The sequence below is a fragment of the Candidatus Zymogenaceae bacterium genome, assembly GCA_016931225.1.
GTDB lineage: Bacteria > Desulfobacterota > Zymogenia > Zymogenales > Zymogenaceae > JAFGFE01.
In genome coordinates, this window is the sequence record JAFGFE010000012.1 from 65383 (window position 1) to 92201 (window position 26819).

At 56.5% G+C, this 26819-nt stretch carries 22 protein-coding genes; 11 read left to right on the forward strand and 11 right to left on the reverse strand.

Features of this window, described 5'->3' with window-relative positions:
• Positions 1–97: 97 nt before the first annotated feature.
• Positions 98–1033 carry an alpha/beta fold hydrolase gene (locus JW885_05355; GenBank protein ID MBN1881581.1) on the forward strand — a complete coding sequence of 312 codons (936 nt, stop codon included), beginning with the start codon at positions 98–100 and terminating at the stop codon, positions 1031–1033.
• Positions 1034–1453: 420 nt separating this feature from the next.
• Here the strand turns inward: JW885_05355 and JW885_05360 are convergent, their stop codons facing one another.
• From JW885_05360 to JW885_05385, 6 genes are all read right to left on the reverse strand, one after another.
• Positions 1454–1693, reverse strand: a complete 240-nt coding sequence (locus tag JW885_05360; GenBank protein ID MBN1881582.1) for a hypothetical protein — start codon at positions 1691–1693, stop codon at positions 1454–1456.
• Between the two features lie 19 nt (positions 1694–1712).
• Entirely contained in the window at positions 1713–2186 is a 474-nt protein-coding gene (locus JW885_05365) for a flavin reductase (protein MBN1881583.1), read from the reverse strand.
• 414 nt (positions 2187–2600) lie between these two features.
• The gene (locus tag JW885_05370) at positions 2601–3353 is read right to left on the reverse strand and encodes a septal ring lytic transglycosylase RlpA family protein (protein ID MBN1881584.1); all 753 of its coding nucleotides are present in this window, start codon (positions 3351–3353) and stop codon (positions 2601–2603) included.
• A 20-nt stretch (positions 3354–3373) separates the two neighbouring features.
• Positions 3374–6049: a 1-acyl-sn-glycerol-3-phosphate acyltransferase gene (locus JW885_05375; GenBank protein MBN1881585.1), complete on the reverse strand. Its 2676-nt coding sequence runs from the start codon at positions 6047–6049 to the stop codon at positions 3374–3376.
• A gap of 166 nt (positions 6050–6215) precedes the next feature.
• Complete coding sequence (locus JW885_05380; protein MBN1881586.1) at positions 6216–7829, reverse strand: cation:proton antiporter; 1614 nt, start codon at positions 7827–7829, stop codon at positions 6216–6218.
• Positions 7830–7902: 73 nt separating this feature from the next.
• Complete coding sequence (locus JW885_05385; GenBank protein MBN1881587.1) at positions 7903–9549, reverse strand: cation:proton antiporter; 1647 nt, start codon at positions 9547–9549, stop codon at positions 7903–7905.
• A 269-nt stretch (positions 9550–9818) separates the two neighbouring features.
• On the opposite strand from JW885_05385, the gene ilvD reads away from it, so the two are divergent.
• Positions 9819–11480 carry a dihydroxy-acid dehydratase gene (ilvD, locus tag JW885_05390; protein ID MBN1881588.1) on the forward strand — a complete coding sequence of 554 codons (1662 nt, stop codon included), beginning with the start codon at positions 9819–9821 and terminating at the stop codon, positions 11478–11480.
• A gap of 295 nt (positions 11481–11775) precedes the next feature.
• Here the strand turns inward: ilvD and JW885_05395 are convergent, their stop codons facing one another.
• On the reverse strand, positions 11776–13446 hold the full coding sequence (locus tag JW885_05395; GenBank protein MBN1881589.1) for an amidohydrolase family protein: 1671 nt from the start codon (positions 13444–13446) through the stop codon (positions 11776–11778).
• A gap of 37 nt (positions 13447–13483) precedes the next feature.
• Entirely contained in the window at positions 13484–15175 is a 1692-nt protein-coding gene (locus JW885_05400) for a M48 family metalloprotease (protein ID MBN1881590.1), read from the reverse strand.
• 269 nt (positions 15176–15444) lie between these two features.
• Here JW885_05400 and JW885_05405 point away from each other — a divergent pair, with 269 nt between their 5' ends.
• From JW885_05405 to JW885_05430, 6 genes are all read left to right on the forward strand, one after another.
• Positions 15445–15957, forward strand: a complete 513-nt coding sequence (locus JW885_05405) for a ribonuclease H-like domain-containing protein (GenBank protein ID MBN1881591.1) — start codon at positions 15445–15447, stop codon at positions 15955–15957.
• 25 nt (positions 15958–15982) lie between these two features.
• Complete coding sequence (locus tag JW885_05410) at positions 15983–16573, forward strand: nitroreductase family protein (GenBank protein ID MBN1881592.1); 591 nt, start codon at positions 15983–15985, stop codon at positions 16571–16573.
• Positions 16570–17070: a nitroreductase family protein gene (locus tag JW885_05415; GenBank protein ID MBN1881593.1), complete on the forward strand. Its 501-nt coding sequence runs from the start codon at positions 16570–16572 to the stop codon at positions 17068–17070. The genes JW885_05410 and JW885_05415 overlap by 4 nt, the downstream gene beginning before the upstream one ends.
• Positions 17071–17257: 187 nt before the next feature.
• On the forward strand, positions 17258–17785 hold the full coding sequence (locus tag JW885_05420; protein MBN1881594.1) for a gluconate 2-dehydrogenase subunit 3 family protein: 528 nt from the start codon (positions 17258–17260) through the stop codon (positions 17783–17785).
• A 39-nt stretch (positions 17786–17824) separates the two neighbouring features.
• Entirely contained in the window at positions 17825–19363 is a 1539-nt protein-coding gene (locus tag JW885_05425; protein MBN1881595.1) for a GMC family oxidoreductase, read from the forward strand.
• A gap of 69 nt (positions 19364–19432) precedes the next feature.
• Positions 19433–19975 carry a hypothetical protein gene (locus JW885_05430; protein ID MBN1881596.1) on the forward strand — a complete coding sequence of 181 codons (543 nt, stop codon included), beginning with the start codon at positions 19433–19435 and terminating at the stop codon, positions 19973–19975.
• A 265-nt stretch (positions 19976–20240) separates the two neighbouring features.
• On the opposite strand, the gene JW885_05435 is transcribed toward JW885_05430, so the two are convergent.
• The 3 genes from JW885_05435 to JW885_05445 are packed head-to-tail and all read right to left on the reverse strand — an operon-like array spanning position 20241 to position 23187.
• On the reverse strand, positions 20241–20726 hold the full coding sequence (locus JW885_05435) for a hypothetical protein (protein MBN1881597.1): 486 nt from the start codon (positions 20724–20726) through the stop codon (positions 20241–20243).
• The gene (locus tag JW885_05440; GenBank protein ID MBN1881598.1) at positions 20723–22267 is read right to left on the reverse strand and encodes a CCA tRNA nucleotidyltransferase; all 1545 of its coding nucleotides are present in this window, start codon (positions 22265–22267) and stop codon (positions 20723–20725) included. Before JW885_05440 ends, JW885_05435 begins: the two co-directional genes overlap by 4 nt.
• The gene (locus JW885_05445; GenBank protein ID MBN1881599.1) at positions 22264–23187 is read right to left on the reverse strand and encodes a DUF4349 domain-containing protein; all 924 of its coding nucleotides are present in this window, start codon (positions 23185–23187) and stop codon (positions 22264–22266) included. The genes JW885_05440 and JW885_05445 overlap by 4 nt, the downstream gene beginning before the upstream one ends.
• A gap of 219 nt (positions 23188–23406) precedes the next feature.
• On the opposite strand from JW885_05445, the gene ybgF reads away from it, so the two are divergent.
• From ybgF to dprA, 3 genes are all read left to right on the forward strand, one after another.
• Complete coding sequence (gene ybgF, locus JW885_05450) at positions 23407–24213, forward strand: tol-pal system protein YbgF (GenBank protein ID MBN1881600.1); 807 nt, start codon at positions 23407–23409, stop codon at positions 24211–24213.
• Positions 24214–24377: 164 nt separating this feature from the next.
• Entirely contained in the window at positions 24378–25613 is a 1236-nt protein-coding gene (locus JW885_05455) for a LysM peptidoglycan-binding domain-containing protein (protein ID MBN1881601.1), read from the forward strand.
• Positions 25614–25711: 98 nt separating this feature from the next.
• Positions 25712–26818, forward strand: coding sequence for a DNA-processing protein DprA (dprA, locus tag JW885_05460; protein MBN1881602.1), 1107 nt, complete (start codon positions 25712–25714; stop codon positions 26816–26818).
• Position 26819 lies beyond the last annotated feature (1 nt).

Genomic DNA, 26819 nt, shown 5'->3' on the forward strand with positions numbered 1-26819 from the left:
TTTTCCTTTGTCCTCTTTGTTTATCAGCGCCTCGATAGTTTCAGGCCACTGCAATAAAGGGAGCTGGCACTGCCAGCCATTCTATGAGGAGTCATATATGAAAGCGACGAAACGAATTGTTCTTATTCTGGTTGTGTTTCTTATTGTGGTTTTCGTCGGGGTATCCTGGTATTTTTCCGGGCAGATCGTTGCCTTCGAGACCAAGACCATCGAGGAGCAGATAGAACACAAAAAATTCTCCGACCTGGCGGAGTTCGGCGTGGAGCCCGAGGATGTGAGCTTCTATTCGTATAAAAAGAGCGATGAGATGTCAGGACCGCGGATCGAGCTTTCCGGCTGGTTCATCCCGGGGAAACGAGCCGATGCCCCCACGTTCATCGTGCTGCACGGACAGAACGACAACCGCATCGGCGCCCTGAAATACGCCGGGATGCTGGGACGAGCGGGCTACGCCGTCCTGATCTATGATCAGCGCTATCACGGCCTGTCGGAAGGGGATTTCTGCACCTATGGATATTATGAGAGCTATGATGTATCCGCCGCCATTGAATATCTGGAGACGCGGGACGACTGCGACACATCGGATCTCGGGATCGTCGGAGAGTCCTTCGGCGGGGCGGTGGCGATCATGGCCGCCGCCGAGGATAAGCGCATCGACCTATTGGTGGAGGATTCGGCCTATCCGGGGCTCGAGACGGTGGTGAGCGACTACGCGAAGGACCTCTACGGGCTTCCGAAGTTTCCCCTCGTGTATTCGGCGCTGTTTCTGGCCGGTCTGCGGGCCGATTTTACACCGAAGCTGGTGGAGCCGATCAGGGCCATAGAGAACGTATTCGTTCCGACGCTGATCCTCCACTGCCGGGGAGATGAAAATATCCGGCCGGAGTATTCCCAGGCGATGTTCGATGCGTCCGGGGCGGAGGTCAAGGATCTCTACTATTTCGACGGATGCACCCATACAATGGGCTACGAGGATCACACCGAGGAATACGAGGAGATCGTTCTCTCCTTCATCGAGGAAAACATGCCGTAGGTCGACAGGGTCGACGGCCGGTATAGTGGTGGGCAGGCAGTGCCTGCACCCAAGATAGTGGTGGATTGATACGACAGGGGCGGAGGAAGGGTTGTTTCCTCGGTCCCACCATCCTTATACATTCAACACTTTCCCTTAACGCCCCATCCGCTCCGGGCTACCACTCTTTAAGTTGCCATCCCTGTCGCTTCGGCCTACCACTATAGTGGCTCCCGGTCCATGTCGACAGGGTCGACGGCCGTAATAGCGGTGGGCCGGAATGGTGGGGGGTGAAAAACAGGATGGAGGGGGTGTTTTGTCGGCAACCTGACGACACTCGCCCCGTAACCTGCCGCCCCGGTGGTATGTTTCCCCCCCGGTGTTTCTTTGTGTCCCATTCGCCGCGTTCCGCCGCTATCAAGGCTCCCGGTCCATGCCGGGTTAGTGGAGCCGGTAACTCTCCCTGATGGCCCGGGTGATACGCGGTCGATATATCAGCTCGAAGGTGTCTTCCTTATCCGGGAACAGCGTTAAGGCGTGGCTTTTGAGGCCGTCGACCAGCCGATACACCTCCTCAATGGGGAGGTGCCCCTGGAGGATGACGGTAATGGTGAAATCCACCAGGAACCGCAGCCGGTTGATTTTCTTCTGCTCCTCTTTGATCTCGCCGTCCGTGGGCATGGGCGGGTGCCTCCCGGTGTTACTGCCTGCCTATGTAAACCTTGCCGTAGTCCGCCGTGGACGCAGGCGCCCCCTCAGCGGTTTTTTTGGCGTCGGTTATCTCTCCCAAAAAGATCGTGTGATCCCCGGCGTCGAATCGATCCACCAGTACCAGCTCCAGCGACCAGAGGAATTCGGTGAAAAGGGGAACGCCGCTCTCTCCCGTCATGACGTCTCTTTCTGTAAATTTTTTCTCGGGATCTCCCCCCTTGAGCGACGGAAGCTCCCCTTCTTTTCCCTTCTGGACAACCATGAGACCAAATCGGTCCGCCCGCTCGAGCAGCTCATGGGTCAGGCGTGTTTTTTTGATCCCCACCAGTACCCGGGGGGGATCATATGACGCCTGGGAGACCCATGAGGCGACCATGGCGTTTCGCACGTTGCCTGCGGCGACGGTCACCACGTACAGGCCGTAGGTAAAGGATGCGAGGGCGTCCTGAATGTTCTTATTCATTAGCGACAACTCACACTATGTATAGAGGTATGTCTCACTCCAATATATCACGGATTCCCGTATAACCATACCATCAAAGAGCAAACCGACAGTGTCGGCCGATTAGGATGCGGTGGAGTGTGACTGAAGGGCGAAAGGGTCGATGCGGGGTTGAGAGGTGCGGGGCGGGGTGAAATCGGCACAAACCCATTCGCTCCAAGTCACCACTATCTGGAGTGTTACCCTGTCGCACCGGCCCGCCACTATAATGGCAGCCGGGCCGACAGTGTCGGCCGGCCGATATAGCGGTGGATTGTTCCGACAGGGGCGGAGAAAGGTTGTTCCTTAGCCCCACTATCCTTATGCATTCGACATGTGCCTTCAACATCCCACGTGCTCCGGACAACCACTTCAATGGCTGTCGGCCCTGTCGGATCATCGCCCGGCTTCGACGATGAACCCGTCGTATCCGGCTGAGGTCAGCTCTTCCGCGGTGTTCAGGGCGTCGATGCGGCTGGCAAACAGGCCCACCCGGACCCGATAGTAGGTGGTGCCGGTGGTGGCAAACTCCTCAACGCGTACATCCGTGAACATATCCATGAGCATGCTCTGGAGGTTTTCCGCATTCGTCCGATCGGTGAACGAGCCGACCTGGATGGTGTAGGTCAATCCCTCCACTTCCTCCCCGTAGATGTCGGGGGGAGGGGTGGAGGCGGTTTCGTATCCGGGCACCGTTTCCTCGCTCCCCAGCACCTCCACATATACCGGCGCGGTGCCGGTATCTATCATGCCGATGACCTTCGCCGCGGCGTAGGAGAGGTCGATCACCCGATCCTTCACGAACGGACCGCGATCGTTGATCCTGACCGTGACAGATTCGTCGGTGTTCTTGTTCGTGACCACGCAGAGGGTGCCCATCGGGAGGGTATTGTGTGCGGCGGTCAGGTCGTACATATCGAACACCTCTCCGCTGGCGGTCTTCTTCCCGTGAAATTTCGGGCCGTACCACGATGCGACGCCCTCGAACGTATCGACCACTTCGGTGGGAACGGGAGTAATCGTGGATTCGGGGGTGGTGTCTTCGGGCCAGTACCTGACGGCGATGTCATATGCCGCGCAGCCCGAGAGGGATATCACAAGACACACGGCAAAACATATGTACATGACGATGCGTGTTTTGGAAGTCATTTCTCCTCACTCCAGATAGGTTATGAAGAATGACTGATGCTGGAGAGGAATCTTTTCAATTCCTCCCTGTACGACCGCTCTTCGGGACCGGGGGAGTAATACCTGACGGTCTTCTTCCCCTCCGTAACGGTTTTTGTGTCGAGAACCTTTTCATGGGTCATGAGCGTCAGGGCGCTCTTATAACTCGGGGGTGAGAGGGCCTCCATCCGAGTGATTTCCCCCCTTTTGAACATCTTTTCGCCGGATGCGTCAAGACGTCGCATAACATCCCGCTCGCTCTTCGGTTTTTTATGCACATATTCCGGAAGATTCTGTGCGGCCACCAGGTAGGATTCCAAGTAGTTGTGTATCAATCCCGCAAAGGCCATGAGAATCTCCCGCTTATCCGGATTGATCTCGTATTCATCATTTGTTTTTGTAATGACCCCGAGTTGTTCGAAATAGGCCAGGACCTGGTTCACCCGCTCCGCGTCGGAGAACTTCAGATCGTAAATGAACTCGAACTTGAATATTTTTCGCAAATATCGGAAATCGACGGTGGTCGCCGCCTCCGTAGCGTCTCCCGGCGTTCGGAAAAGGAGCGATGTGGAAACAAACGCCGCGGGGAGGAAAAAGTGCAGGATGTTGTTTTTGTAGTATTCCAGGTGAAGTCGTCTGTCGTCCGGCACGTAGAAGAGCGGCTCGAATTCCTCGTCCTCTTCCTCTTCTATGTCCGATTTTACCAGCTGCACCAGACGTTCACCGATGAGTTCTGTGAGGGCCTCGCCGATGGCCGTTTTTCTTCCCTTATAGGTGTCGGTAAAACGGGCGTTGAAATAGTCAAGGTAGTCCGTATAGAGCGATACCAGAGAACATAGCTCGTCCCAGGTCAGGGCGCCCTTGATGTGAGACATGAAGGCCAATGCAACGAGATTCGTGGTGGTGACCACGCTCTCTTCGTTTATGGAATAGACGATACGGTATGCCAGGTCGTACTGAAGCTGGCGGATTTCCGGTTTCGTGATGGTGCGAACATCATAGCCCGAGTCGGTGAGAAAGTTTTTGATGGAAATCGGCTCGCTGAAGTTGATGTATACCCGCCCGTATCTCTTCCTGAGCAGGCTCCTTCCCTTCAGCATGGCGCGGAAGTTCTCCTTCTGTTTTTTCTCGCCGGACAGCTCTTTTATATAGGCGGATTCCTCCATGATGCGGTCGTATCCGATAAACACGGGCACGAAGGTAATATCGTCGACATATCCGTTGAGATAGGCGTTTATGATGATGGACAAGAGCCCCAGCTTCGGCATGACCAGCTTCCCGGTGCGGGAGCGGCCCCCCTCGATGAAAAACTCGATGGAAAAGCCCTGGGTCAGTATGGTCCTGATGTAGGCGGAAAAGACGATGGGGTAAAGACGGTCGCCCTTGAAGGTGCGTCTCAGGAAAAACGCCCCGGATTTTCTAAAAATGTGTCCCATGGGCCAGAACGAGAGGTTGGCCCCCGCGGCGATATGGGGAATGTGCAGGTTGTTGTGAAGGAACACATAGGAGAGCATCAGATAATCGATGTGACTCTTGTGACAGGGAATCAGGATAAGGGGGGCTTTTTTCCCCGCCTCCCGTATTTTCGCCAATCCCTCCATGTCCACTTCGATGCCGTTGTAGATGTTGTGCCAGACCCAGGTCAGGACGAGATCAAAGATGCGTACGTAGGTGATGTTGAAGTCTGACGCGATCTCCGAAAGCATCTCCACCGCGGACTGCCGGAAGCGCTCCACCGGCAGACCCGTCACCTCCGCCAGATCGTCGAGTTCCCGCTGGAAGTCCCCATCGAAAAGCACCATTTCCATCAATTCGGTGCGCTCCTTGAGCACGGGGCCGATGATCATGCGCTCTTCCGCCTCGATGTTGTCCAGAAGGCGCCGACGAAGGGCGTAGGACGAGTGGGCGTCGGCCCGGGAGTCCCGCTCCTCCAGGAATTCCCGGAGGTTCACCGGGTCGCCGATCTTGATGAACGCCCGGCGATAGTATCGAAAGAAGACCACGATACGTCTGATCAGCCCCGGATCCTCCTTGGGGCCGAAAAAGAGATCGATGAGGTTCTTCTTCTCCCGGGTGGGGGATTTTTGGAAGATAATCATCTGAGGGACGATGTAGATGGTTTTCGTCATCTCCTTTTGGGCTTCCAGGAGATAGACCATCGGATCGTCACGCTCGGTAAGGGCGAATCGCTTGAGCAGTCCGGACGGGCGGCGCAGGAAGAGGATGGAGGAATGGCCCTCCTCGCTCATCCTGCGGACGTAATCGGTCTGGTACGGGTTTGGGGGAGGTACGTTCGCGATAGTGCAATAGATATAGGAGATGATGATGCGAAACACCGATTTCACCGGCTGCCACCAGATCATGTTGATGAAGTTGCCGAATATCGGATAGGGAAGTCCCTCCATCTTGTATCGGTGGTGAAAAAAGAGAAAATCCAGTGATGAGCGGTTTTTCCCGGCGTAAATCACCGTTCCCTGCCGGGAGAGTTCGCGAATGGTTTTCACGTCTTCTTTCGGGATGGATACTTTCGGAGCAAAGAAGTTGAAAATCAGCGGAGTCAGGGAGCTTTTGTAGTCACCCAGAAACGACACATACCAGTTGAGATGGTTACCCATGAGCAGCATTAAAAACGAGAGGATCTTGTTTTTAACGTCGTTTGACGTGTGATTGTTGTTCATATGAAAACGTACGCTTTTTCTACCTATTGATGAAATCCAATGCAGGCGTGGAAAAATATTCCTGCGCCTGCGCCTACGATACGCTAACACCAACAAGGTGAAAAGTCAAGGTGATTGGAGGCCGGACCCGGAAGAACATGTGCGTGTCGCCGTCTCTGATGATGGATCAGATCTCCTGGAGGTTTATATGTTCGTTATATCGGTCGTCAGCTGTCATGATGAGCTCGTCCAGGCGCTCTGTGGTGGAGGTGATCCGAATGAAACTCTGGTTTCTGAGCTGCACACTGACCACCGATATGGTGATAATCTCGTTGTTCTCATCGTGATAGGTATAAAAGGTTCTCGATGGGCTCTTCATGCCGGAAAAACGCACAAATCCCTCGTCTTCCAGGACGGTGAGAAAGATCGGGAGCCAACCTGCGGCCACGGACTGGCCGACGGTCTTCGTGTGTTGAAAACCGGTCGCGGTTGTCGTGTCATGCCAGCTTCCTGAGCGGGCGAATTTCACCTCTTTGATTCTTTCGCCGGCTCCTTCGCTCTTGTGGAGGAAACTGGGTTTGAGGAGCAGCGGCGCCAGGATAGAGGTGATCATCGTCATTATGATCGCCACGCTGAAGATTTCTTCGTCGATGATTCCGGCGGAGAGCCCCACACCGGCCACGATCAGGGCCACCTCCCCCCGGGGGAGCATGCCCAGGCCGATGCGCACGGCGCCGGTGGTATTAAAACCCACCGCCAGGGCCGGAAGCCCCGCACCCAGGACCTTTCCCAACACCGCCGCCGCCGTGAGGGCTATCCCGAAGAGAAGCACGGGACCCGTAACGGCCGAGAGGTCGATCATCATTCCGGTGACGACGAAGAATATCGGCACGAAGGTGTGGTAAAGGGGGGCCATCTTTTTCTTGACGGTCTCGGCGGCGGGTGATATAGAGAGACACAGACCCACGATGTATGCGCCGATGATCATTGCGAGGCCAAAGACCTCCGCCAGGGCGGCGGAGAAAAAACAGAGGCTCAGGGCGATGACGACCTCCGACTCGGCGGACGAAAAGAGTCCCAGGATTCTCTCAAAATACCGAGAGACAACCAGCCCCACGGCCACGAGAACCGCCATGAAGAGGATCGCCCTGAAGCCCACCATCGCCACATCGTGGGCGGAAAATGTTCCCACGACGGCGATGCTGGTGACCCCGGCGAGGATGAGTATGCCCAGGATATCGTCCATCACCGCGGAGCCCATGATGGCGATTCCCTCGGGGGTGTCGAGCTTGTGCAGCATCGACAACACCCGGGCGGTGACCCCCACGGATGTGGCGGTCATGACGGTGCCCACAAGGAGGGATGTCGGCTCGAAGCATGAATCGGCGTAGCCCATGACCGTCGTGAGAGACACTCCCAGGACAAACGGAAGCGCTATCCCTCCCAGGGCGATGACCACCGCAACCTTTGCATAGGAGAAGAAGTGTCTCAGGTTTGTCTCCAGCCCCGCCAAAAACAGGAGGATGATCGCCGAGAGCTGGGAAAGGGCGTACAGCTCGCAGGGGATGTTCATGCAGGGGCTCTCGATGCCGCCCCGAGGGAAGAGGGCGCCGATGAGGGGAATGTTGATCCATGACCCAAGGGCGTAGGGGCCGATGACCATACCGATAATCAGCTCCCCCAGCACCCCCGGCGCCTTGAACAGGCGCTCGGTCAATTCGCCCGCGATCTTGGCCGCCAGGATGATCACGCCGACCATGATGACGAAATGCGCCATCTGTATTGTCAATTCGCCGGCCATTCGCTTTTTCCTCTGGGGGGAGGACACATAATCCGATGTACTCCTGTGTCGGCCCGACCGCCGATGCATTCCGTTATTCGGTGTGGTCCTGTGTGCCGAGAAACGTCACGCATGCCTCGCGGTTGTATGTCTCGTCCGTGCGGGCGATCATCTCATCCAGATCCCTGGTGGATGACGTCAGCCTGATGGATACGTCGGACCGGCCGGGGATATCCTCCCGGTTGATGGAGACGAGCCCCGTGCCCTCCCGCTGCTTGTAGGTGAGCACGGTGCCGGTGGGACAGACGATGCCCCGGAGTTTTTCATATCCCCTCGATTCCAGCTCCCGGACGAATAAGAGGGTCCATTTCTGCACCGTTTGGTGGGGCCATATGCGGTGTCGCTGAAAACTGGTGCCGAATGTCGTGTAGGGGGTGGCGTCCCAGCTTCGGGTGTCCGCAAACGCCCGTGTTCTGCCCCCCGCCCGGGTTCCCTCTCCCCCCCTAATGAAGGAGGGAACCAGAAGGATCGGCGCCAGCAGAGTGGTTACGAACGTCATCAGGATGGAAACGCCGAAGATATCCCGGGAGATGACCCCGGCCGAGAGTCCCACGCCGGCCACGATCAGGGCCACCTCGCCCCGGGGGAGCATGCCAAGGCCGATGCGCAGGGCCCCTTTCCCGTTGAAGCCGACCAGGAGCGACGGGAGACCGCTCCCCAGGACCTTTGCGATCACCGCCAGAAGCGTCAGGAGAAGGCCGAAAACCAGTGCGGGCAGCATTGCGGAAAAATCCACCAGCATTCCCATGACCACGAAGAATATCGGCACGAAGGTGTGGTAGACCGGCTCCATATCCTCCTGGAGTTTTCGGGCCGCCTTGGAAGTGGAGAGCGAAAGCCCCATGATGTACGCGCCGATGATCATGGCAAGCCCGAAGAACTCCGATATCGCCGCGGCAAAAAAGCAGAGTCCCAGGGAAATGACAATATCCGCCCCGGCGGACTTGAAAAACGAGATGACCCGGTCGATGGTTCTGGATATCAAAAAGCAGACTAGGATGAGTCCCGCCAGAAATAGGAGCGCCCTCCCGCCCACCGCAGCAATCGCAGACGGCGTAAACACCCCCAGTGTGGTGATGCTCAACGCCGCTGTGAGCAGCAGTACCCCCAGGATGTCGTCCACCACCGCCGCGGCCATGATGGTCACCCCCTCGGGGGTGTCCATCTTTTTCATCACAGACAGCACCCGGGCGGTGATGCCCACAGAGGTGGCGGTCATGATCGTCCCGATGAAGAGCGGCGTGGTGTCGAAGACGCCCTCCCCGAATCCCATTGCCACGGCAAGCCACGCCCCGGCGAAGAAGGGCGCCACCACACCGCCCAGGGCCACGGCCAGCGCCGGATAGGTGTAGCGAAAAAACTGCTTGAGATCGGTCTCCAGCCCCGCCAGAAACAACAGAATGATGGAGGAGACCTGCGCCAGTGCGAACAGCTCGCACGGAATATTCAGGCACAGCTCAACCCCGGCGGCGGGTATGGGAAAGAGATATCCCAGGGCCGGAATCCGTATCATCCCTCCCAGGGCGTAGGGGCCGATAATCATGCCGGCGATCAACTCTCCCAGCACCCCCGGCGCCTTGAAGAATTTCTCGGTAATCTCGCCGGAGACCTTTGCCGCAAGAAAGATCACCGCGAGCTGGATGATGAAGTGGGCCATCTGGTGGGTGAGGCCGTGTTCCATGAGGCGTCATCCTTGGATACAGAAGGTCCTTAGGCAACGAATCCGGTGGTGGGTGTGGGGAGTATCGTGAGAAAACCGCTCCCGGGGGAGTTCCTGCTCGAAAGAAACAGAGACAAAACGGATTTTCGGCGAAAAGCAAAAAAACAACACGTCTAAATCGTCATCGATCGGGGAATCGGTGTCGTCAGGATGTGATTATATCAAAAAAATACTTCTTTACAATACAAAACGAGAGTTGTTATAATCCCGGCACGTCCAAGGAGGTTCACATGCGCAGCGATCGAATGAAGCGAGGATTGGAGAAGGCCCCCCACAGGGCGCTTTTCAAGGCGATGGGATATACCGACGGTGAGATAGCCCGGCCGATGGTGGGCGTCGTCAACTCGAAAAACGAAATAATCCCGGGCCACATCCATCTTGATACCATTACCGACGCCGTTAAGGCGGGAGTCAGGCTGGCCGGCGGAACCCCCGTCGAATTTCCTGTCATCGGCGTGTGCGACGGGATCGCCATGAACCACGAGGGGATGAAATACTCCCTGGCCAGCCGGGAGATCATCGCCGACTCCATTGAGATCATGGCCACCGCCCACCCGTTCGACGGCATGGTAATGGTCACCAACTGCGACAAGATCGTTCCCGGTATGCTTATGGCCGCCCTCAGGGTGAACATCCCCACTGTGGTCATCAGCGGCGGCCCGATGCTCGCAGGGCTCTTCGATGATAAGGTAGTGGACCTCATCAGCGTGTTTGAGGGGGTGGGACGGGTCAAGGCCGGAAGTCTCACGGAAGACGAGTTGGTGGATATGGAAAACTGCGCCTGCCCCGGATGCGGCTCGTGCGCGGGGATGTTCACCGCCAATTCCATGAACTGCCTGACCGAGGCGGTGGGCCTGGGTCTTCCCGGAAACGGCACTATTCCTGCGATTCACGCCGCCCGGGTACGTCTTGCCAAGGAGGCGGGACGGGCGGTGATGAACTTGATAGAGAAGAAGATTCTCCCCAGGGATATCGTGACGGAGACCGCCATAAAGAACGCCATCGCCGTGGATATGGCCCTGGGTTGTTCCACGAACACGGTGCTCCACCTTCCGGCGGTGGCGTCGGAGGCTGATATTCCCCTCGACCTCGATGTATTCGACGCCGTCAGCAGAAACGTGCCGCACCTGGTCAACTTATCTCCCGGCGGTCCGGATCACCTGGAAGACCTCTTCCGTGCAGGGGGTGTCCAGGCGGTGATGAGCGTGCTGGCCGAAGCGGGTCATATAGATACATCCACCATGACCGTCACCGGCAAAAACGTGAAGAAGAATCTGGCCCAAGCGAAGGTGACGGACGATACGGTCATTCGCTCCATCGCTGATCCCTATCACACCGAGGGGGGCATCGCCGTTCTTCGGGGAAACCTGGCGACGGATGGCGCCGTGGTCAAGCAGATTGCGGTGGATCCCTCCATGATGAAAAATCGCGGTCCCGCCCGGGTCTTTGACTCCGAGGAGGAGGCGGCGGAAGCAATCCTCGGCGGGAAGATCAAAAAGGGGGACGTGATCGTGATTCGTTACGAGGGACCCCGGGGAGGTCCGGGCATGCGGGAGATGCTCACTCCCACCTCCGCTATCGCCGGAATGGGGCTGGACAAGGACGTGGCCCTGATAACCGACGGCAGGTTTTCCGGAGGGACCCGAGGGGCCGCTATCGGACACGTCTCTCCCGAGGCCGCCGAAGGGGGACTTATCGGTCTGGTTCAGGACGGCGACGAAATCGAGATAGACATCCCGAACCGTGTTCTGGCGGTGAGGCTTACCGATGAGGAGATCGATAAGAGGCGGGCCGCTCAAAAGCCGTTTGTACCCAAAATCACCACCGGCTACCTGGCCAGATACGCGAAGATCGTCACGTCCGCCGCCACCGGCGCCATCTTTAAGAGATAGCGGGCGAAAAACCGGGCACGAAAGGCAGGCCAAAAGAGGGAACGATAAACGAACTGAAAACGGGCCACGAGAGGGATTGATAAAGAAACTGAAAGACGGGCTACATGACGGGCCGGGAGATGAGCCGGAAGGATGATCGGAAGACGAGCTGAAGGGTGGGCTGGGAAGTGGCCCGAAAGACAAGCGCAAAGATGAGACAAAAAAACGGCCCGCCTCCAAGAAGTGGAAGCGGGCCGAATGTTCAATGGGCCGGGATGTGTCAAAACACGCCCGTTTTTTTTGGTCCGTCGTGCGTTTATCCCTTCGGCGTCACCGCCCGCCCGGGACGTTTGCCCGTGATGTAGTCGCCGTTGTTCACCGTCAGCTCGCCGTTGATGAAAACCTTCTCTATACCGGTGGGCTTTTTCGCGCTGTCTTTCCGTGTGGTATTGTCGGCGATGGTATCCGGGTTGAACAGCACCAGGTCGGCGTGGTTGCCGGGCTTCAATGTCCCCCGATCCGGTATGCCGTACCGCTCGGCGGACTGGCCGGTCATCCGGTGTATCGCGTCGGATAAAGTGAGCACGTTTTTTTCCCGGACGTAGCGCCCCAGGATTTGTGGAAAGGCCCCGAAGGAGGCCTGGTTCGGAAAGCCCCTGGATTTGAGGATGGTGTCGGTCTCAAACAGGGTCAGGGGGTGGGCGATCAGCTGCTCGATATATTGTTCGTTGTTCTCGTCGCCGGTGAATCCATAGACGAGATCGAGGGCCCGCCCGTCGCTTTTCTTAACGAGCATGGTAAAGACCTCCACCGGTTCCATGCTCTCCATTTCGGAGATCTCCTGGACGTTCTTCCCGTTGTACTTCTCACCGCCCGAAAACGCCGCGTCCATGACGATGATGTCGTCGAACTCAAAGCCCAGAAGCCACTTGGTCAGGTTTAATTCCATCTTCAAACGCTTCATGGAACGGGGGTTTTTGGAGTGGCGCTCGAAGTCCTCCACGAACCAGGGGGGCAGAAGCACCGTGATGTAGCTGTTGCCCCCGAAATGCGGGTAGATGTCCCACATCACATCCAGTCCCCGATTCCTGGCCCGCTCAACCAGCCGGACACCCCGGTTCATTGTGCCCCAGGTGCTTTTCCCCACGAAGATGAAATGGGATAACTGGAGCTTCACCCCGGCTCGCTCACCGATGGCGAGAATTTCCTGTATCGCCTTTATATTGTGAGGCGTTCCCAGGGGGATGATCGGGTAGGAGCCGGAGTATTTGGAGAGGGCCTTGATGTGAACGGTCAGGATGCGATTGTGCCGTGCCACGACCTTGGCCAATTCCTCCAGCTCTTTCGGGGTACTGAAGATTCCGGGTGGGTACTGAAGACCCAGGGACAGCCCGAATGCTCCCTCGTCGAATGCCCGCTCGGCCTCTTCGGTAATGTGGGAGAGCTGCCCAGGTGTGGGATTCTTAATCTTATCCTTCACCGCCATCAGGTGAAGCGCCCCATGACCCACAAGCTGGACGTTGTTGAACAAGAGTCCCCCGCCGTTTTTATTTCGATTGTTCAGGTACTCGATGAACTGACTCATGGAACTCCAATCATAATCCAGGGGCCGCTCCAGGATGAAGTCTCCGTAGTCGTTCATGATGGTGCGTGTATAGTCGTCCACCGGGGCGGGGGTGTAACCGCAGTTTCCGGTAACGACCGTGGTAACGCCCTGCTCCACCATCGGATAGGTAAAGTCCGGGTGCTCGGGAAGGGGGAGGATCCAGTCGAAGTGACTGTGGCAATCGATGATGCCGGGGCTCAGGGCAAGACCACGCGCGTCGATGGTCTCTTTTGCACCCTGCGTGAGAAAAGAATCGCCGTTTGTGGAGGAGGCGGAGACGATTCCCGTAATTCGACCGTTGTCCACCATCAGATGGCCTTCGAACGGCTTCTTCCCGGTCCCGTCGACAATTCGGGCGTTTTTTATCAAAAGATCAGTCATTGTTGTGTTCCTTTCCGAAATGAATCGGTTCTATGATTTAAAAGGCGCCCTGAGCCGTTCCTCCCGCCGTCAGCATCGTCACAACGGCAACGACCGTGGTGACGACACCGACACCGGCTACCAGGATGCCCGCGAGGATGGCCCACAGGCGATTATAGCTTGCGAATGTTTTTTCCTCGGTGACGATGCTCTTGAGATCCACCACCTGGGATACCTTTCGTCTGAACCAGCCGATGCCCCGGACGGTCTGGTTGATGAGCTTTTTCGTGCGGGACGTGCCGAAAATGAGGTTGCCTATCAGCGGGATGATCGACTCGTAGTTGAGGGTCATCAGGCCGCCGGAGCGGTCGTAAATGACCATGTCTTCGCCGAAATAGCTTCCCGCGATCGCCCGGCCGATGACCACCCCCTTCACAGTGACCGGTTGCCCCCTGAGGGGGCTGGCGTAGGGGTCGCTCATCAGTTCCAGAATCGTCTGTTCCTTCGGCTCGGAAATCGGCGGGAACTTATAGATACCCTTGAGCAGAAGCCCCAGTCCGCACGATATCGGCGCAAGACCGAGGAGAGATGGATCAAACAGGGCCGGGACGAGGCCGAGGATGAGGGTGACGATCGGCGCGAAGTAGATGAGCACCTCGAAGAAAAAATTGCGATAGAGACGCCCCCTATCCAGCGCCTGGCCGTATATCGATATCTCGTCGAAGTTGAACATCGGCGGGACCTTCAGCTCACTGGCCACATCCATCATCGCCTTGATACGTTTTCCGGTGAGGGGATGGGTGGAGCCGAGCTGGACGACCCGGGACCAAGGGTTATAAACATCGAACAGGAACACCCTGCTGACCTTTTGGGGATCGAAGGCCGGGACCCTTTCCGTGGATCGTACGGTTTCGGTGGCGGAGAGACTGACAATACTCCCCACCGTCGCTGCGCTCTTGCAGTCGCTCACCCCCAGGGATCGGGTGCTGGAAAGCAGCCTGCGTGACGCCGCATCGTCGGGCTGGGCGGCGATGCCGTAGGCGATCTTCACGAGGGCCGTGGAGAGGGCGTTCGGATTTTTCGTCTCCAACGCCGAGAAGCGATCGGCCATGTACTCCCGAGTGCGGGAGAGATAGAGGACGATAAAGGTCCCGATGAGCCAGAATATCAGGGAGACGAGGCCGATGATCGGCAGCGGGTTGTTCCTGCTGTTGGACCGCATCCGAGTGAAGATAAAGTAAATTTCGTAGAGAATCATAAGGAGCGTATTGGCCACGGTCATGACGACGAAATCAAGATGCTTGATATGCCCCAGCTCATGGGCATATACCGCCGCCACCTCCTCGTCGGTAAGGTAGTGAAACAGTCCCTCGGAGACGACGATCCGGGAATTAGAGCGTACCGATCCGTAGCAGTAGGCGGTGGGGTTCAGATCTTTCACGATGCGAAGCATCGGGAGCTTCATTCCATTTCGCTCGCAGGCCTCTTTGAGAAATTTCGCTGTATAGGGACTTCGCTTTTCCAGATCCTCATAGGTGATGATTTCAAATTTATAAAACAGCCTGTGAATCTGGTCCATGATCCAGGGCGAAATCAGCCAGATGATGATATTGATGATGATTGTGAGAACAATCAAGATCGCCCCTCCGATCAATCCCGTAAACAACATCACCGGCACAAGAACGATAAGCACGAAAAGGTTCAGGATGCCGATGGTAAACACGGAAGCAAACAGGAGCTTGAATCTCATATAATGTAACTCCCTGATAAGAAAAAACAAATTAGAAAAATTATACCCCCTCATGTGAGATACTGTCAACTGAATAGGCGCGGCACGGCGGTCAAAAGGGGTGAAATCAGGCGATCAAGGGGTGGGAAAGAGGGTGTTGTATGTCGATTTGGTGAACTCACGGCGTCCATTGGTCCTTGATTTCGTATGCGTGCTGGTTTATGATTTATCGTGTCGATCCATGAGAATGAGGTCGAATCCCGAAACATATCCGATCCTGGAGTTCTCTTTTGCCGAATGAATACGCCTATCTCGATATCGAGACCACTTTTCGGGGAGCGGTGACGGTTGTCGGCGTGTACCGAGAGCCGGGGCGTCTCGTCCAGCTTGTGGGCGAGTGGATTACCGCTCACACCCTGGAGGAGGTCCTGGGTTCCGTTGAGACGGTGGTGACGTATAACGGCAACCGGTTTGACCTCCCGGTCATCAAGCGGAGAGTTGGGCTAGACATCCGTAAAAACCACCGGTCCCGGGATCTGATGTACGACTGTCACCGGATGGGGCTCTTCGGCGGACTCAAGGCGGTGGAACGCACCCTGGGGATAGAGCGGGAGACTGCGGGACTCACAGGTCGTGACGCCCCGGTGCTGTGGGAGCGGTATAGAAAACGCTCTGATCAGGAGGCGCTGGCGCTTCTGTTGCGCTACAACGGCGAGGACGTCGTGAACCTGGCGGTCCTTCGGCGCATTATCGACGCCGACGACGGCACACGTGTGATAACGGGATCTATTCCCTCGAAATAATGTATAGTTGAATGTGGAGAGTCGCATGACGAAAACACCCACCGATAGCCTGATGGACGTCATCAGGATCAGGAGAAGCGTTCGCACGTATGTCGATCGGCCCATCCCGGAGAATGTATATGAAAGCCTCACGACAGTGGTGCGGTCGGCCGCAGCGGCCTGGGGAATCACAAACGCCCGGATTATCATCGTACGAAAGCCGGATGGGGTAAAGAGGCTTCGCCGGGCCGTCTTTTCGGGCCTTGCCGGGAAAATCAATCCCTGGATCCTCACCACCCGGGCACAGGCCTTCATCATTGCCTGCGGCTCTCCCGATCCGTCGGCGCCCACCGGCGACAGGGCGCTCTACATGGCCGGTGCGTCCATGCTGATGGAGGTGGCCGTACTGACGGCGGCGGAGTACGGGCTGGGCACCTGCTGGCTCGGCGGGTTCGGCGAAGAGGGAGTCAGACAGGCGCTTTCCGTCACCGACGATCTGCGGGTGGTCGCCGTCAGCCCCCTGGGATATCCCGCGGAGCGCATTCAGGCCGAAAGCGAACAATACATGCGGGAGAACAAAGTGTCGCTCCGCAGGAAACACATCGACGAGTTGATGACGATGGTGGAGGGGACATGATACTCGAAAACCTTGTGAACGTGTTGACCGAGGCGGAGTCCTTTACAAAAGAGGATGTGAGCGACGGAGAAATTATGGCCGTCCTGGAGGCGGCCCGCCTGGCGCCGTCGGCCATGAACAGTCAGATATGGCGATTTTTCGTGATTCGCGGGAGAAATATGCTCGAGAGCCTGGCAAAACTCGCCGGAAAACCGGCCTTTGGGACCTGCCCGGTCATTATCGCTGCGTGTGCATCTCCCTCTTATCTCAAACGCCGGGGGAGGGAACAGCCCTATTTTATGATCGACGTGCCCATCGCCGTTTCGCACCTGCTTTTATCCGCCGCGGAGTTGGGGCTGGGGTGTTCGTGGACATACGAGTTCGATGAACAGGACACGCTTTCCATCATCGAAGCCCCGAAGCGGTATCGGGTGGTGGCGCTGGTGGCGTTGGGACATATGCAGCAGGGAAACAGGGCCGCGGATATCGATGAATGGTGTGCCGTCGAAATCCGGTGACGTTTTCCATCCAGGGGGCCGGCGCCTTGTTTTTTCACGGGAATACGCCTTTTTCCTTTGAGATTTTTTTACTTTTTCGCTATAGTGTGTTAAAAATAGATTTGATTTCCGTTTCTGTGTATCCCGTCGCCAGTGGCGTCGGAGGGAAAAGACACAGAGACACATCGCATGCAGTCGGGAGCGAATTGTGAGCGGTGATCTTGTTTTCCAGTTCAATGCAACTCGCAGGACCTTTCTCAGGGGATTTGCTCTTGCCGCCTCCGCGCTGGCTGTGGGAACCGGCGCAACGGGATGTGCGGGGTATCCAGAGGTTCCCTCGGGGTTGAAATTTCTCGACGAAAAGGGATTCGCCGTCATGTCCGCTTTCGCCGATCGAATCATCCCCAGCGGTGGGTCCTATGAAATCGGGGCCGCCGAGACCCGGGTGGTGGAGTTCTTCGATGAATTCGCCGCCACCGATTATCCCGAAGCGCAAAAGGACTTCAAGAGTGTCATCACGCTTCTCGAGCATGGACCGCTTTTCATGCAGTTCTCCGCAAAGCGGTTTACCGAGATGACCCCGGATGAGCAGGATAAATATCTCGAAAAGTGGGAAACCAGCAATTCCGTGCTGCTCAGGGGGGCGTTTGTGGGAATCAAAAAACTGTGTATGATGGGATTTTATACGAACGAGCTGGTCTGGCCGCACATCGGGTACGATGGGCCGCTGGTGTAGAGAGACCGGTCGCGGTGTGATACGGGGAAAATTAGAGAGATGATCGTATATCCTGAAGATATCATGGGAGACGTCACCGAATCCTGCGACGTGTGTATTATCGGCTCCGGTTCCTCGGGAGGGGTGATGGCGGTGGAGATGGCCGAGGCCGGCTATACGGTTGTCATCCTGGAAGAAGGAGGATACTACACCGGGGCGGACCTGAACCAGCGGGAGGCGGACATGATGGGGGCCCTCTATCAGCAGCGGGGCGCCCGGAGCACGAAGGATCTCTCGGTTTCCATCATGCAGGGAAAGGCGGTGGGCGGCGGCACCCTGGTGAACGTCGCCGATTGCGTCCGCATTCATGATCCTGTTTTGAGGCGGTGGGAAAAACAGTTCGGCATCACCGACATGACGCCGGAGATGATGAAGTCCTATTTCGAAAAGGCGGAATCAATCATATCGGCCACGCAGATACCGGAAAGAGACCTCAACGGCAGCAACTCGATGGTCAAAAAGGGCGTCGATGCCCTCGGCTACTCGGGAGACACCTTCCACCACAACAGCGTCAATTGCAGGAAATGCGGCTATTGCCTTTTGGGCTGCACCTACAACGCGAAACAGGCGGTGAGCCTTACGTATATCCCCCGGGCCCTGGACGCCGGTGCGAAGCTCTATATCTCGACACGAGCGGAAAGGATCGTCACATCCGAGGGGAGGGCGAAAAAGGTCCGGGGAGTCGTGCTGAATCAAAAGACTGGAGCCGCCAAGGCGAACATCGAGATATCCGCCAAGGTTATTATGGTGGCGGCGAACACCATCAATACCGACCAGCTCCTCCTCAATTCCGGCATCGCCAATTCCAGCGGCCTGGTGGGAAAGAACCTGATTCTCCAGCCCCAGACGATGATAGCCGCGGAGTTCGATGAAAAACTGGACAGCCATCGGGGGATCACCCAGGCGTATTTCTGTGACGAGTTCGAGGAGGTGGACGAGGAACGGGGGCTCACCGGATTTCGCATGGAGGGGGCCTTCGGTCAGCCCGGAATCGTGGCAAACCTCATGCCCGGATTCGGCGCCCAGACCAAGGATGTGATGACCAGATATAATTACCTGGCCGCCATGATGATCCTGGTTCCCGAGGAGCCCAGCGGCGAGGTGAAACTGAATAGATACGGAAGGCCGGTGGTGCACTACGCCATGCGGGACGATACCAAAAAGCGCATGATGCAAGGGATGAAGGAGGGGGCAAAGGTGATGTTCGCCGCGGGCGCCAAGAGGGTGATATTCGTCTACGAGGTGCCGACCATTATCGAGGCCGAATCGGAATTGTCGATCGTGGATGAAATGGGGGTTGGGGCGTGCCGGCAGTCCATCATGGCCTTTCACATACAGGGTACCTGCCGCATGGGGCCGGACCCAAAAACCAGCGTGGTGAACAATTACATGGAGAGTCACGACGTCAAGAACCTGTTCGTCGTAGACGCCTCGGTCTGCCCGTCCACTTCCAGTTCTCACAACATGGTAGCGGTCATGGCCATGGCCCATCGAGCGGCAGACTACGTTCTCACCAATAAAAGCAGGTATTTCAATTAGGAAGCGAAAAAACTCAAGATAAGGTACAGTGATCGGTAGTTTTAAACTATACAGTAAAGGTGATCGGATATGATTTATGAAAAGCTTGTCAGCATCATCAGGAACAAACAGGACGAGATACTTAACCTCTGGCTCGATGAGTTCAAAAACACCAGGACGCTCAGAATCGAGGCGGGTATCGACGAAGACAAGTGGAAACGAATGATGCAGGATGTCCTTGATGGATTCGATGATATGATCACAAAGGACATCTCAAAGTACCGAATCTGCATCGACTTCACCCAGCTCGGCAAGGAGTGCTTCGATGACAACTACGCCCTGCATGACATCGTCGATTCTCTGACACTGCTCAAGAAGGTCATCATGGAAGTAGTCTCCGCCGAGGGTTTTTTCGGCACCGCCTACCAGATGTATCAACTACAGGAGTTGAACAACCGGGCGGGCCTATACTTCGACCGGGCGCTCTATTACGCCGCGCTGGGATATGAGGAAACGCTCAAGGATGTACTGGAAGACAAGGGAGTCCTTGGCAAGCTGAAAAAATTCATGGGGAGCCCCGAAGGGCGAACCAAGCACATGGAATCCTGCGTTGTGGAGCTGGACGACGAATAGGTGACAGCGTTTCACCTGACGTCTGATAATTCAACAACAAATCCGGATGTCGATGTGTTCCCCGCCACCATCCAAAAGAAACCACGCATAATGCGGTGATGCGGCCGAATCAAGGCGCGGGTGATTCCCGCGGCGGCGTTGGGGGTATGGGGGTGACGATGGAGTGCTGTGCGTTCGGGTGAGGCTGAAAAACGAATATCCACGTGTATGAAAGGACGGGGATCGGTTTGATCCCCGTCCTTTTTCCTTTTCTATATGGAATTCGTCATGTGACCGTATCGTACACATTCATGGCCGCACACAAGACGACCCCGATGACAATGACGATTATAACGATGATTCTCTTGTTTCGATTCATCAGAGGGAGGTGGACGACCGACTCGATAAATGAGAGGACGGGAATCGAGACCATCAGGAGGGATGTGATAATGTAACCGAACCGTTCCACAAGGGGGCTGAGGAAGAAGACCTCGAAGTTGACGTATATCCATGCATACAGGGCGGGGAAGATTTCTCCCAGGGAAACGAGACTTCGCGCGAAGGGGCGGGCTTTTCCGATGAGGAAAAGCGCCAGCAGCCCGATAATCAGCCCGGAAAGCGGCGCCAGCACGGCCCTGGGCGCCGTCCCCTCCACGGCAAGGGAATATCCGCTGATGTTGTCTCGAATTATCGCGGCGTCATCAGCGCAGCCTTCCGTCTGGGCAGCCCAGGGGAGGAAAAATGCGCAGATCAGCAGGATGCCGATCGTCACCTTTGCCCATCTGAGGATTCCCGATGTTCCTTCCGCATAAGTTTTAGTGCGTCCGCTCGTTTCGTGATGAACCATTCTGCTGCTCCTTTCGTTGTAACTTCGCCCGCCGCCTGGGCCTCCAAAAGCTCCGATTTCAATCGCCCCACCAAAACGCCTTGACCGATGTCGGCGATCTTCATGATGTCCCGCCCGGAAAGCAGCGGCGCCGGGGTGTTATCGTCGTCACTCAGCACCCGGAGATACGCCTCCATGATGCTTCGTGCGAGCATGTCTCCGTTGTCGACCCGCCGGCCGTCCGTGTGTCCCGCCCCGGTGTCCGCCAGGCCCAGGAGCACCACACCGGGGAGATTATCGCCGACATCGCGGATCAGTCTCCCCAGGGCCCGGGGGGTGATTTTCTCCATCCGGGAGAGAGACAGAAGCCGCATGTGATTCTTTATCAGCACCGTCCCCGTACGGACGGCCCGCCGTCCCATCAAAAGGCGAAGGCACATGGACCTGAAGGTGACCGCGCCTTTGTTTTCGTGACCGTAAAAGGTCGCCTCTCCGTCTTCCCTGACATCCCTGGTGACCGGCTTTCCCACGTCGTGAAAGAGAGCCGTGAGCTTCAAGAGGGACGCGCCCGTCCATCCCCCGCCCAGAGGTCGGGCGAGATACGGACGAATGATCCCCTCGAATCCACCGAGCCGCTCCGGGTATGTCGTGAGGAGCAGCTCCACCTCCTCCAGGCACGCCAGGCTGTGTCCCCACACGTCATAACTGTGAAAGCGATTCTGGGATACGCCGCGCATGGTCTCGATCTCGGGAAACATCACCGGCAGTATCCCGGCGTCATCCATCCGACGGATGACCGGATATACCAAGTCCGCGCTCAAAAGCTTCGTCCACTCATCCCGGATTCGCTCCCGTGCACCGGAGAGGAGATCACGGCATCGGGCGTGTATCTCATCCGTGGTTTTCGGATCGATGGTGAAGCCAAGCGTCGCCGCAAAGCGAAACGCCCGGAGCATGCGGACCGGATCCGTTGACAGAACGGAAAGCGAGGGAACCCGTATAACGCCCGCCGCCAGGTCGGAAAGCCCCCCGGTCGGGTCGATCAGGGGGGTGTCTGTCCCATCACCCCGGGGCCACACCCGTGCGGATAGGGCGTTGATGGTGAAGTCCCGGTCCCGGGCGTCGGAGGCCGCATCCGGCCCCTTGGGGGCGCAGAAATCGTAGGTTTCACCGCCTTTCGCCACGCGATAGATATCCTCCTCACTGTCGAGGATCACAAAGGTGCCGCGGGTTTTTCGGGCGAAGGTTTTGGCGGCGGATTCCGGATCGCCCCAAACGACGATGTCGAAATCCGTCGACGATGCGCCCAAGAAATGATCGCGAATCGCCCCGCCCACGAGGAACGCCTCCCGACAGGTCGGCTCCAGCGCACTGTACAGGGTATCCAGATCGGTGATGATACGGGTAAGATCGATGGATTGCATGATGTGACGGGCGGGGAAAGGAGGGGAGAGCACACCCCTCCTTTCACCCGCCGGGTGATTCATGATTTTTTCGCGTCCGACGCCTTTGCGGGCGAGGGATTCTTTTCCCGGCGTTTTCTGACAATTGTCCTGATAATCAGAAAGACGATTACGGCGACTATCGCCCAGGGGAGGATCGCCATGAAGATGATAATGAGGCCGCCTACGGATCGCGCCAGGACTTCCACGGAGTCGCCCAGGGCGTCCTTGATCGGCGAAAGAAAGTTCCTGCCCGCCGTGATCGGCTCCGGCTCGAAGAGGCTGACGGTAATGGTGGAAAGTCCCACCAGGTTGTCGTAATACCTGAGTTTCCCCTCAAGGGTCTCGATCTCTTCCCGCACCCGGGCGAGTTCCTTCTCCACCGCCAGGAGATCCTGGAGGTTGGTGGTGCGGGTCGACATGATCGCCAGAAGACTTTCCTCGGACCGACGCTTGACCTTGAGACGTCCCTCGATATCATAGTACATCTCGGTGATGTCCTCGCCGGAGATGTGCTCGTATTCGAGTTCGCCCAGATCGGAAATTCGGTCGATGACCGAATCGAAGCGATCCGGGGTGACCCGGAGGGTGACCTCGTAACTCAGGCTTCCCGCATCGGACTTATACGAGGAGCTGTCGGCAATGAAGCCGTCGACCTCGTTGATGATGTCCTGAACACTCGAAAAGGCTTCCTTGGAATCCTTCACCTCGATATCAAGCTCCGCCCGCTTAATGACCTTCCGCTCCATGGCGGGGATTGATGCATCGTCGCTTGTGCCGGTCATGGGAGAAGGAGGCGCCGCCGCCGGCGGCTCCATGTCTGCGGTCTCCATGACCATTTCCAAGGATTTATCCATCCCCACGAATCCCTCGGGCGAATCCTTGCTGCATGAGGAGATGAACGGCGGGATCACCACGAGACAGAGTGTGATGAGTACAGTTAAGGATATATTTTTTGGTTTCATTGTCATTCGACTCCTTTTTGGTATATGTTATAATCCGTTCAGTAGGACACAAACGGATCTCGATATGTTCCGGGGTCTATATTCTTATAATAGATATACTACAGGAAAAACGGCCGAAAATAAAAGAAATTGTGAGATGCCGAGAATCCCTTGACAAAAGAAGAAAAATCGGGTATTAAGTAAAAGAAAATGCCTGTTTTTCTTTTCACAAGCTCGAGCATGGCGGAAAAAATCCGAAGTATTGGGACGGCCGCTCTCCTTTCCTGTGTGATCCTGTTCTTGTTCGGCTGCGAAACCGTAACCTACACGTCGACCGGCGCTACCATGACCACCGCGGAGCTGGGACGCACGGTGGTGGATCTGGAGCGTAAAGTGGAAGAGCTGACCAGGGAGGTGGCGGAGCTGAACCGGCGCGTGGAGCTGCTCGCCGGCGCCGCAGATTCAGGGGGCGATATCGATACGCCCCTGGTGGAGGAGGAGATCATCGCCGATGAGACCGCCGCCGGGGAGCCGGAGAGCGGGGGCGGCGATGTCGATACGGGGGACGCCGGTGTGGGGAGTGAATTGGATATCGCCGAAGATGCGGCCGACGGATCGGCGGCGGACGAAAGCGAATCACCTCCCGCCGGGGAAACACCGGACTCCACACCCGCGGGCGATCCCCAGGCCCTGTATGACGAGGCTTTGAGACACATCATGCATAAAAACCCGGAAGAGGCCCTGGTCCTGTTCTCTCGCTTCGTGAATGATTATCCCGATTGTGATTTGACCGATAACGCATATTACTGGCTCGGTGAGAGCTATTATTCCCTGGGCGATTATGAATCCGCGGCCAGGCATTTTCGGACCGTCACCGACTCCTTTCCCGACAGGGACAAGGCGCCGGACGCCCAATTGAAGCTCGGATACTGCCTGATCGAACTGGGGGAGACCGACGCCGCGGTCGATGTGCTGACCGATCTTATCAATCGATATCCGGAAAGTCCCGTTTCCGACCTGGCCAGGGAGAAGCTCTTGCTTTTATAGGGACATGATGTCTCCTTCGGGATGGATGCGTCACGCAGTGCCGGTTTCGGTGTCTTGTGGGGACTGAGGTGAAGATCGGTCATGCTCTGTGTGTGGATGTGGCGAAGGAAACGCATTCCCGTCATCCATTCATCGTAAACACTTTAACCTTTATGGGTCTAAAAATGAAACAGGTCACTATTATGAGAGTCGCCGTTGTCGCTGTTGCGGTTCTTTGCCTGTCGTTCGCCGTTGTGTCCATCGCGCAGGATAACGGTACGGGTACCACAACGCCGACGGGCTCGAGCACCCGGGTTTATATCATCAAGGAAGGCGATACGCTGTGGGATATCTCCGACGATCTCTACAACGATCCCTCCAAATGGCGGGAGCTGTGGGAAATGAATCCTCATATGGGCGATCCGAACAGCCTGACGGTGGGAGATGAGCTGTACCTGGAACCTCTGACCACAACGGAGACCACACCGACGGAAGCACCGTTCGTGCCGTCCGTCACCGAATCGATTGTGGGGGGCGTTACCGAGGAGGTGACATTACCTCCAACCCTCTTCTCAACCGAAAGCATGCGGGAGATCATTCCAACAGAACCCTACAAAATGAAGCCGGAAGATATCTATTTTATTCCGAAGGTTGTCTATACCGGTTTTCTGTCCGATGATGAGCTGGAGGACTCGGGATATATCCACCATACCCGGGATGACAGAACCATGCTCACCGATGACGACGTCGTTTTCATCAAGCTGCCAAAGGACAAGATGATCGATCTGAAACAGGGCGACAGGTTCACCATTTTCCGGGTTGAAGAAAAGGTGAAACATCCGGTTACGAAAAAGAAGACCGGATATATGATTCATATTGTCGGGGAACTGCATGTGACGGCCCTGGGGGAAAAGACGGCGTCCGCCGTCATCACAAATACAAATGACGCCGTCTATCTGAAAGACAGAATCAGGCCCTTTGAACCGCTGGTGAAGACCATTGATCTGAAGAAGGGGAAAGCGCCCGTGGTTGGACATATCGTATACGCGGCGCGACCGGATCCAGAATTGGCCCAGGAGCCGCTGTTGGCTGAAAACGACATCGTGTATATCGATCGCGGATTCGCCGACGGCGTGGAGGTGGGAAGCATTTTTGATATACTGCGCATTGACGAAAACAATATCGGGAAGCTGACCGCCGAAGGATATGAGGATATGCTCAGGCAGATGTACTTCGAAGAGGGGATAACCGGGAAGGAGATTCTCGAGGGAGCCACGCCGAAGTACGCCGTTATTTACCCGCCTGACGTGGTGGGACGTCTCGTGGTGATCAATGCTAAAGAGTACACATCAACGGCGGTCATCAGCAATTCGAATCGGCACGTAGAAGTGGGTGATATGGTGCGCCTCGAGCTGGAATAACGTATTCGATACACATTTCGATCCATCGGCGCCGGGAGTATCCCGGCGCCTTTTTTGGCCTTGACTTAAGGGATAATTGCTATATACTCTGTCACCTGATGGACTCGAAACGATACGATCTGGCGCTTTCCCGTGTCCCTCGGGTGGGAAACGTCACGTTCCGAAAGCTGGTGCGGCATTTCGGCGGCGCAAAAGAAGCCTTCGAGGCGGGATATGACCGACTTCTCGCATCGGGTATCGTGGGCGAAAAGCTGGCCCGCAGCATCGTCTCGTTTTCCGATTGGGACCCGATAGAGAAAGAGCTTGATCGGGTACGCTCGTTTGGGGCCGATATCATTGGGATTGAGGACGACGAATACCCGTTCCCGCTGGGGGAGATATACGATCCTCCCGGATTTCTCTATGTGCTCGGGTCTTTGGAGCCTGTAGATCACCGCTCCGTGGCGGTTATCGGCTCCAGAAATCCGACTCATTACGGCGTCCTCTCAACCGAGCGAATTGCCGGAGGGCTGGCGGCGGAAGGAATTACGATAGTCAGCGGCATGGCCCGGGGTATTGATTCACTGGCCCACGAGGCTGCACTCAAAAACAATGGGCGGACCATAGCCGTCTTGGGATCCGGCCTGGATGTGATATATCCACCGGAAAACAAAGAACTTGCGGAAAGCATCGCGGAAAACGGCGCTGTCGTCAGCGAGTTTCCCCTGGGCACCGGGCCCGAAGCCCAGAATTTTCCCAGGAGAAACCGGATTATCAGCGGCATGTCCCTTGGGGTTGTGATCGTCGAGGCCAGGATAAAGAGCGGCGCCCTGATAACGGCGAACCTCGCCCTCGAACAGAATAGGGAGGTCTTCGCCGTTCCGGGGAACATCAACAACCCCCGGTCGAAGGGAACACACCGGCTCATCCGGGACGGGGCGAAACTTGTGGAGAGCGCCCGGGATGTTATTGAAGAGCTGCCCGGCGTGTTGGGAGGGAGATTCTTCGTCGGCGGGGGTACTGACAAGACGAAGAGTCCGCTCGTCCTCACGGACGACGAAAGGAAGGTGCTCGAAAATATCGGACATGAGCCGGTATATGTCGATATTATTATTGATGAGAGCGGACTTGCCAGCGAGCGGGTCCTTGAGATATTATTAGAGTTGGAGCTGAAACATGTCGTCAGGCAGATTCCCGGCAAGAGTTTTATCCGCATAGTAGCCTGAA